General features: G+C 51.1%; 7 protein-coding genes. 2 read left to right on the top strand and 5 right to left on the bottom strand.

What is annotated here, in order from left to right:
- Positions 1 to 955: 3-phosphoserine/phosphohydroxythreonine transaminase (serC, locus tag IJN28_01360; protein MBQ6712420.1), on the top strand; the 955-nt coding region annotated here is incomplete at its 5' end.
- A gap of 675 nt (positions 956 to 1,630) precedes the next feature.
- On the opposite strand, the gene IJN28_01355 is transcribed toward serC, so the two are convergent.
- The 5 genes from IJN28_01355 to IJN28_01335 form a co-directional block, all read right to left on the bottom strand.
- The gene (locus IJN28_01355) at positions 1,631 to 2,053 is read right to left on the bottom strand and encodes a GNAT family N-acetyltransferase (GenBank protein ID MBQ6712419.1); all 423 of its coding nucleotides are present in this window, start codon (positions 2,051 to 2,053) and stop codon (positions 1,631 to 1,633) included.
- Between the two features lie 389 nt (positions 2,054 to 2,442).
- A complete protein-coding gene (locus IJN28_01350; protein MBQ6712418.1) occupies positions 2,443 to 2,691 on the bottom strand; it encodes a single-stranded DNA-binding protein in 249 nt (82 codons plus the stop codon).
- A 207-nt stretch (positions 2,692 to 2,898) separates the two neighbouring features.
- Positions 2,899 to 5,535, bottom strand: a complete 2,637-nt coding sequence (locus IJN28_01345) for a pyruvate, phosphate dikinase (protein MBQ6712417.1) — start codon at positions 5,533 to 5,535, stop codon at positions 2,899 to 2,901.
- Positions 5,532 to 6,353 (bottom strand): kinase/pyrophosphorylase, encoded by an 822-nt coding sequence (locus IJN28_01340; GenBank protein MBQ6712416.1) that lies wholly within the window; start codon positions 6,351 to 6,353, stop codon positions 5,532 to 5,534. Before IJN28_01340 ends, IJN28_01345 begins: the two co-directional genes overlap by 4 nt.
- Positions 6,354 to 6,380: 27 nt before the next feature.
- Positions 6,381 to 7,022, bottom strand: a complete 642-nt coding sequence (locus tag IJN28_01335; protein ID MBQ6712415.1) for a helix-turn-helix transcriptional regulator — start codon at positions 7,020 to 7,022, stop codon at positions 6,381 to 6,383.
- A gap of 279 nt (positions 7,023 to 7,301) precedes the next feature.
- Between IJN28_01335 and fabF the strand changes: the two genes are divergently transcribed.
- A complete protein-coding gene (fabF, locus tag IJN28_01330; protein ID MBQ6712414.1) occupies positions 7,302 to 8,540 on the top strand; it encodes a beta-ketoacyl-ACP synthase II in 1,239 nt (412 codons plus the stop codon).
- The last annotated feature ends 334 nt before the right edge of the window (positions 8,541 to 8,874 follow it).

Genomic DNA, 8,874 nt, shown 5'->3' with positions numbered 1-8,874 from the left:
TGACGAAGTGAACAATCAGGCTGAAGCTACGATGAAAGAGCTTCTCGGTCTTGGCGACGACTATCAGGTACTGTTCCTTCAGGGTGGTGCCAGCACGCAATTCGCTATGATGCCGCTGAACTTCCTCGGCGAAGGCAAAGTTGCCAACTATATCCTGACGGGCGCATGGTCCGAAAAGGCTCTCAAAGAAGCTAAAATGATCGGTCAGACGCACGTTGCGGCTACGACGGAAGACGGCAACTATGTCCGCATCCCGACGATGGATGAGATCAAGCTCTCCGACAACGCGGCATACGTACATATCACGTCGAACAACACGATCTTCGGTACGCAGTGGCAGGAACTTCCGTCTTTCGGTGATGTTCCGCTCTTCGCTGACATGTCGTCCGATATGCTCAGCCGTCCGTTCGACGCTTCCAAATTCTCGCTTATCTACGCAGGCGCACAGAAAAACCTCGGTCCGTCCGGTGTAACGGTCGTTGTTGCTCGCCGTGAGCTTCTCGAAGCCGCTCCTGTCAATGCGAACATCCCGACGATGCTCCGTTACCAGACGCACGCTAAGAAAAACTCGCTCTACAACACGCCGCCTTCGTTCAGCGTATACATCGTCAATCTCGTCCTCCAGTGGCTCAAAGCTAACGGCGGTCTTGAAGGCGCACAGAAACGCAACGAACAGAAAGCAAAACTCATCTATGATGTCATCGATGCATCGAACGGCTTCTTCCGCGGTCATGCACAGGCTGACAGCCGTTCCCGCATGAACGTGACGTTCCGCCTTCCGAGCGAAGAACTCGAAAAACAGTTCGTCGCAGAATCGAAAGCAGCAGGCCTCGGCGGCCTCAAAGGTCACCGCAGTGTCGGCGGTCTTCGCGCGTCCATCTACAACGCAATGCCGCTCGAAGGTGCACAGGCACTCGCTGACTTCATGGAAGACTTCATGAAGAAAAACGGCTGATAAAAAAAGATAAGCCTCGCAGGTACTCTTTAGATAGAGATGCCCTGCGGGGCTTTTTGTTTTTGGTATTATTTTGTTTTATGTGGTGCGGGAATAAAGGAAGTCTTATTGTAAGTTCATCACTTTTCCCTCCCCCTTCTTTCTTGCGCCGCACAAGAAAGAATTCGCCTAGAAGGCACACAACTACCGTTGCGAATCAAACTTCGTTGACACTCGTTTTCTTCGACGTTCGTTAGCGAGAAGCTCTCGGGTTCCACGTACGTCTTCGGAGTACGTTCTCGCTCCTGCGTTTCGCTTGCGGTCGTGTCTGCGACTAAAAACGAGATGACACGACCGCGTGTCAAAACTCGCTTCTCTTCGTTCGCTCAGACAATTGACACGATGCACTCGCTCCGTCGCGTCGCGTACTTCGCCTCAGACTCCCTAATGAACCCGAACCCATTGAGGAGTTTTCTGTATGAAGAAAAAGTGCATAGCATAAGCCAAAGCATCGTGGTACCCCTAGCCTTCCTCTGACGAGGGAGGTGGCATGGCTCGCCCATGACGGAGGGAGAGAATGACCGCTCATTGTCATGCCAAGACGGTCTCTCCCTCAGTCTGCTTCGCAGACAGCTCCCTCATCAGAGGGAGCCGTTACAGAAAACACCGCTTGCTATCAGATATCAAAGATGCCCCTCACATCCCCTTCTTCATCATCACGTGCGGACAGTCTTCTTCGTAGAATACGTCGCCGTAGGGCTGATACCCTTGCAGGGCGTAGAATTCCTGTGCGCGGCATTGTGCGCCGAGAATAGTCGCAGTCGCGCCGTGCTGACGCGCGATATCCTCGAGGTAGGCTAGTATTTTCGCACCGCGTCCTTGTCCGCGGTATTCTTTTTTGATGGCAAGTCTGCCGATATGCCACGTAGTACCTTCTTCGATGAATACGCGGCCTGTGCCTATTGGCTCTGTGCCAACAGTGAGAAGGGCATGGTGTGCGCGGTGGTCTATCGTGTCGAATTCTTCTTGGAATCCTTGTTCTTCAACGAATACTGTGATGCGTACGTCGCGCGCACCGTCAGGGAGGTTGCCGTATATGGAAGTAAGCTGTTCTGTCATGGTTGTTCTCCTTATATGTGATATGTCTATTGTAGCACGATGAGGAGAATATGGGAACGAAAAAGCCTTCCTTTGCGGAGTATATTCTGCCTCCCTCTGATGAGGGAGGTGGATTCGCCGTAAGGCGAAGACGAAGGGAGAGAGTACTACCCCTCAGTCAGCCTTCTCGACTGACAGCTCCCCTGGCAAAGGGAGCCTAGGGGCGGTGGAAAGATATACGGAAGAAAAGTCTGTATATCCTGCCGCGTTTGCGATGTGTTATCGTCACGCATACGATAAAAAAGCCCTCCTTATCACAAGGAGGGCTTTTATCATGCTGTTATACTGCGCGTATGTATCAGCCTTTGAGTGCGGCATGTGCTGCAGCAAGACGTGCGATACGGCAAATATTATATTTTTTCATAAATTTGTTGATTTTGAGGGGTTTTCCCAACTGCTTTGATCGCGAACTTCCCGTCTTCTTTTGCATAGGCAAGGAACATTGCACCCAATTTTGTTCTGTTTCCTTTTGCGATACGATTCCATTCGTAACCTCGGAACAAATCTTTAACGATAAAGGTTTCACCCGTTTGCACATTAGCCAATGTTTGTACAGCAAGGTTGAATAAATCTTGAAGTGTTGTAGTCGATGTGATCATAATTGACTCCTCCTTTATAATATACTAGCGATTAGCTAGTAGCGATTAGCTTAATGTTATTATAATGTGAAGATTATAAATTGTCAACACCTACAAGACAAATCGGTACTATTTTATTATCGCATTGAATACGCACCACACAGAAAAGCCCTCCTATGATAGGAGGGCTTTCGTTATTCCGTTATGCTGTTATACTGCGCGTATGTATCAGCCTTTGAGTGCGGCATGTGCTGCAGCGAGACGTGCGATCGGCACGCGATACGGCGAGCAGCTTGCAAAGTCGAGGCCGATCTGGTGGCAGAATGCGATGGAGTCAGGGTCGCCGCCATGTTCACCGCAGATACCTGCTACGAGGTTCGGGCGAGTTGCACGGCCGCCTGTAGTGGCGATCTTCATGAGTTTGCCGACGCCTTTCTGGTCGAGTACGGCGAACGGATTTTCTTTGAGTATCTTTTCTGCGAGGTAGTCACCGAGGAATTTACCTTCGGCATCGTCACGGCTGAAGCCGAGGCAGGTCTGCGTAAGGTCGTTGGTGCCGAAGCTGAAGAATTCTGCGTATTCGGCGAGTTCGTCAGCGAGGAGTGCGGCACGCGGCATTTCGATCATGGTACCTACGCTGTAATGGAATTTCGCACCCGTTTCTTCCATAACTTCCGCAGCGATGCGGTCGATGCGCGGTTTGAAGAATGCCATTTCTTCTGCGCTGATGGTGAGCGGAATTTCGATTTCCGGAAGCGGCGTGAGTCCTTCTTTCGCAAGGCGAGCAGCCGCTTGACAGATGGCACGCATCTGCATTTCGTATACTTCGGGATACGTGATACCAAGACGGCAGCCACGATGACCGAGCATCGGGTTTGCTTCGTGGAGTTTTTTGACTTGTTTCAAAAGTTCCTGTGCTTCGGCAAGGCGATCAGGGTCTGTGCCGAGTGCTTCAAGGCGCGTCGTTTCGATAACGAGTTCTTCCTGGCTCGGGAGGAATTCATGAAGCGGCGGGTCGAGAAGACGGATACATACCGGGAGGGAGTCCATTGCTTTGAGGATTCCGTAGAAGTCGCCTTCCTGCATCGGGAGGAGGTGTGCGAGTGCTTCGATGCGCTCTGCTTTCGTTTCGGAGAGGATCATCTGCTGTACGAACGGAAGTCTGTCTTGCGCCATGAACATATGTTCAGTACGAACGAGGCCGATGCCTTCTGCGCCGAAGGAGCGAGCTTTTGCCGCATCTTCAGGCGTGTCTGCGTTGGCACGGATGGAGAGGGATTTGACTTCGTTTGCCCAGCCGAGGAGTTTGATATATTCATCGGAGAGTTTCGGTTCTTCGAGTTCGACTTCACCGAGCATGACGCGGCCTGTTGCACCGTCGATGGTGATGATGTCGTTTTCTTTGATAACCGTATCTTTGACGATGATCGTTTTTGCGTTGTAGTCTACTTTGAGCGATTCGCAGCCGCATACGCACGGTTTGCCCATACCGCGTGCTACTACTGCCGCATGGCTCGTCATGCCGCCGCGGCTGGTGAGTACGCCTTGTGCTTCGATGATGCCGTGGATATCGTCAGGCGTCGTTTCCATACGAACGAGAACGACTTTTTCACCTTTTTTACCGCGTGCTTCGGCATCGTCTGCATCGAATACGACATGACCGCAAGCGGCACCCGGCGATGCGGGAAGACCTTTGGTGATGACGTCTACTTTAGCCGACGGGCTGATCTGGCGGTGGAGGAGCTGATGGAGCTGTTCAGGCTCTACGAGAAGGACGGCTTCTTCTTTCGTAACAAGACCTTCGTCAGCGAGGTCGCAGGCTACTTTGACAGCGGCAGCAGCCGTACGTTTACCGTTACGCGTCTGGAGCATATAGAGTTTGCCTTTTTCGATGGTGAACTCGATATCCTGCATGTTGCGGTAGTGTTTTTCGAGCGTGAGTGCGATGTTGTTGAATTGTTCGAAGATCTCCGGCATTTCGCTTTCGAGTTTTGCGATCGGCTGCGGCGTGCGGATACCTGCTACAACGTCTTCACCCTGTGCGTTGGTGAGATATTCGCCGTAGAGTTTGTTTTCGCCTGTGGACGGGTTACGCGTGAACGCTACGCCTGTACCGCAGTCATCACCCATGTTGCCGAATACCATCGACTGTACGTTGACAGCCGTGCCGAGATCGTGGTCGATCTTGTTGAGGTTACGATAGATGATGGCACGGTCGTTGTTCCACGAACGGAATACGGCTTCGATCGCGCTGAAGAGCTGGTCGCGCGGGTCTTCCGGGAACGGTTCGCCAACGCGCATATGGTAGAGGTCTTTGTATTCATCTATGATGATGCGGAGAGATTCCGCGGAGAGTTCCTGGTCGAATTTGACGCCTTGGGCATCTTTTTGGTTGGAGAGGATCGTTTCGAATTCATATTTCGGAAGCTCCATTACGACGTCGGAGAACATCTGAATGAAACGACGGTATGCGTCATATGCGAAACGCTTGTTGTTCGTTGCCTGTGCAAGACCTTCTACCGTATCTTCGTTAAGACCGAGGTTGAGGATCGTATCCATCATGCCCGGCATGGAGAATACGGCACCGCTTCGTACGGAAACGAGAAGCGGACAAGCGGCATCACCGAAACGTTTGCCTGTCTGTTCTTCAAGCGTTTTGAGGTTCTTTTCGACTTCTTCGCGAAGACCTGCGGGAAGCTTTCGTCCTGCGGCATAGTATTCGCGGCAAGCGTCTGTCGTGATGGTAAGACCCTGCGGTACAGGAAGTCCGAGATTTGTCATTTCGGCAAGGTTAGCACCCTTGCCGCCAAGCAGGGAACGCATGTCGGCATTACCCTCTTTGAATAAATAAACGTATTTTGTCATCTTCCATTCCTCTTTTCGTATAATTCTAAAATCAGTCCCGCCGTTTCTTCAGTTGCCTTGTTCGTTACGTCGAGGATAGGACAACCGAGCTTACGCATCAGTTTCTCGCCGTAGTCAAGTTCTCTGAGGATACGGTCATAGTTGGCATAATCTGCTTTCGCTGACAGCCCCATGCTCTGGAGCCGCGTTTTGCGAATCTCGAAAAGATGAGAAGGGTTGATCGTAAGACCGAATATCTTCTTGCTTTCTACCTGGAATATCTCTTCCGGCGGAGAGATCTCGGGTACGATGGGAAGATTGGCTACCTTATAACCTTGATTTGCTAAGTAGATACACAGCGGCGTCTTACTCGTACGGCTGATACCGACGATGACGATATCCGCCAAAAGGAAACCACGCGGCTCTTTGCCGTCATCATACTTGATCGCGAACTCGATGGCATGGATCTTCTTGAAATAAGCATCGTCCATGCGACGGAGTGCGCCTGCTTCGCGACGCGGTTCGAGTTCGGTCGAGCGCCGAATGGCTTCGAGCATCGGGCCCATGATATCTACTGCCGTCACATTCTCTTCTCTTGTCTTCTCTTGCAAAAATGTGCGCAGATTCTCGGTTACGAGCGTATATACGATGAGTGCCTCTTCACGTTTGGCATCGCGGATCGCGATCTCGATTTGACGCGTCGTCATCATATAAGGACGACGGCGAAAAATGATATGATCGCAGTCAAACTGACTTACCGCAGCGCGGACGACAGCTTCACCCGTCTCCCCGACAGAGTCGGAAAGAATATATACGATCGTAGATTTAGTTGGCTCCATTAACAAAATGTGATACCCCCTATTACCTTATTCCTGTGCCAAGCGGACAAAGAGCTGCGTGATATTACTCTTCGTGAATCGTCCGATGACACGGAATCGTTCCTGTCCGTCAACATATACCGGCTCAACGACCGGAAGCGTGTCTATCTGATGCTCGATCAGACGCTGGGCACCGCGCAGGACGGACTCTTGCGCCGTGGCCATGATAATGTTGGGCATTCTGGTCATAACGACTTTCACCGGAAGCTCAGAAAGGTTTTTCGGCCCGATAGCCGCCTTCAAGAGATCCTTACGAGAGATGATGCCCTCGATATAATCGCCCTCCGATACGACGATCAGAGAACCGACATCTTCCATGAACATCGTCACGACTGCATCATAGACGCTCGCTGTTTCACGAATAACGATAGGACGCGATTGCTCACTCCCGATCATGATATCCGCAAGAAGCCCTGCAAATATATCGGACGGCTTACGCCCCGTGGCGAAATACCCCACACGAGGTCTGGCATCAAGAAGCCCCGCCATCGACAAGACGGCAAGATCGGGACGAAGTGCCGCACGCGATAAGTTCAGCATGCTCGCGATCTCCTGTCCTGTGATAGGCCCCTTATCCTCTATAATTTGCAGTATCGTCTGTTGTCTTTCTGAAAGTTCGATACAACTCACCTGCCTTTCTATAAACAGTATACACTATTTCAAAATAAAAAGCGATATAGAATAGCACATTTTTCGTAAAATGCTTGATTGTTTTTACTAATATTACGATAAAACAAATCTATCGACGCCTGTTATGCAACATATATAGTCACATTCAGACGAAACGCGATGACGCAAAGGATAAACGCGCATTTTGCTTGACAAAAGAGAGATTTTCTCATATGCTAGGTGTATCATAGAGAACGTATGCAATCACCACAATAAATAGAACACAAGGAGATCACTTGAATGAAAAGAGTAGTTGTTACAGGATTGGGCGTTGTCAGCCCGATCGGGAACGATGTTCCTACTTTCTGGGAGAATATCAAAGCAGGCAAACACGGCATTGCGCCGATCACGCGCTTCGATACGTCCGACATGGGCGTGAAGCTCGCGGCAGAGGTAAAAGACTTCGATTCCTCTCTCTGCTATGACAAAAAAGAAGCTCGCCGTACAGACCTTTATACGCAGTATGTCGTAGAAGCGTCCCGTCAGGCACTCGTTGATGCAGGTACCGAGTTCAAAGAAGATGATGCGTTCCGCATCGGTGTCTATGTCGGTACGGGTATCGGCGGTGTTAATTCGCTCGAAACAGAGTTCACGAAGTTCCTCGAAAAAGGCAACAGCCGCGTATCGCCGTTCGCGATCCCGATGCTTCTTTCGAACATGGCGGCAGGCGGCGTAGCTATGCGCTATGGTTTCAAAGGTACGAACTTCGCCGTTGTCAGTGCTTGTGCATCGAGTGCGCACACGGTCGGTGAAGCGTTCGCCGCGATCAAAGCAGGTCGTCTTGACGTTGCGCTCGCAGGCGGTACGGAAGCATCCATCACAAAATTCACGGCAGCAGGCTTCAACAATATGAAAGCACTCTCGCACAGCGAAGATCCCGACCGCGCATCGATCCCGTTCGATGCGGAACGCGGTGGCTTCGTCATGGGTGAAGGTGCAGCTATCCTCGTTCTCGAGGAGCTTGAGCACGCACTCGCACGCGGTGCGAAGATCTACGCAGAAGTAGGCGGCTACGGCGCAACGGCTGACGCATATCACATCACCAGCCCGTCCCCGACAGGCGATGCGGCATCGCAGGCAATGATCATGGCATACACCGAAGCAGGTGCAAAACCGGAAGAGATCGACTATATCAACGCACACGGCACGTCTACGGGCCTCAATGACAAATACGAAACGAACGCTATCAAGATCGCGCTCGGCGAAGAAAACGCACGCAAAGTCAACATCGGTTCGACAAAATCGATGACAGGCCACCTTCTCGGTGCGGCAGGCGGCATCGAATCGATCGTCTGCGTCAAAGCGATCGAAGAAGGTTTCATCCCGATGACGATCGGCTATCAGGTAAAAGATGAAGAATGCGACCTCAACTACACGACCGAAGCACCGGTACAAAAAGAAGTGCGCTATGCACTGTCTAATTCCTTCGGCTTCGGCGGTCACAACGGCTCTCTCTGCTTCAAAAAATACGAAGCATAAGGGAAACCACGACCGGCGCAAAGACTGAATAAGAAAAAGACACTCGCTGTACAGACGTATGGCGGGTGTTTTTTGTTTTGGGAGGGGGAAGAGGGGGATATTTAGAAGTGTATCTCTTTTCCTGCGTATCAAACTCGCAAGGACTGTCTTTTCACAACAGATTACCCTTCCCTTCCCTCTTACTTTTTGGCTCGCCCCAGCGGTTCGCGACTGACCAATCAGCACTCCCTAACGGTGTGCTTCTTGGGTCGCTATCGCATGGGAAGTATTAACCAATCAGCATCGCCCTTCGGACTTGCTTCTTGGATACTTCTCCAATAAGTAACAAAAAAGG

The organism is Selenomonadales bacterium (assembly GCA_017442105.1).
Taxonomy (GTDB): domain Bacteria; phylum Bacillota; class Negativicutes; order RGIG982; family RGIG982; genus RGIG982.
Note: the sequence above shows the minus strand (reverse complement) of the source record. Positions and strands in the feature narration are given on the sequence as shown.

Bases quoted from the DNA above. Each gene is read 5' to 3' on its own strand.
- IJN28_01350 (MBQ6712418.1), bottom strand. From the start codon at position 2,691: ATGATCACATCGACTACAACACTTCAAGATTTATTCAACCTTGCTGTA.
- IJN28_01340 (MBQ6712416.1), bottom strand. From the start codon at position 6,353: ATGGAGCCAACTAAATCTACGATCGTATATATTCTTTCCGACTCTGTC.
- fabF (MBQ6712414.1), top strand. From the start codon at position 7,302: ATGAAAAGAGTAGTTGTTACAGGATTGGGCGTTGTCAGCCCGATCGGG.
- IJN28_01345 (MBQ6712417.1), bottom strand. From the start codon at position 5,535: ATGACAAAATACGTTTATTTATTCAAAGAGGGTAATGCCGACATGCGT.
- IJN28_01355 (MBQ6712419.1), bottom strand. From the start codon at position 2,053: ATGACAGAACAGCTTACTTCCATATACGGCAACCTCCCTGACGGTGCG.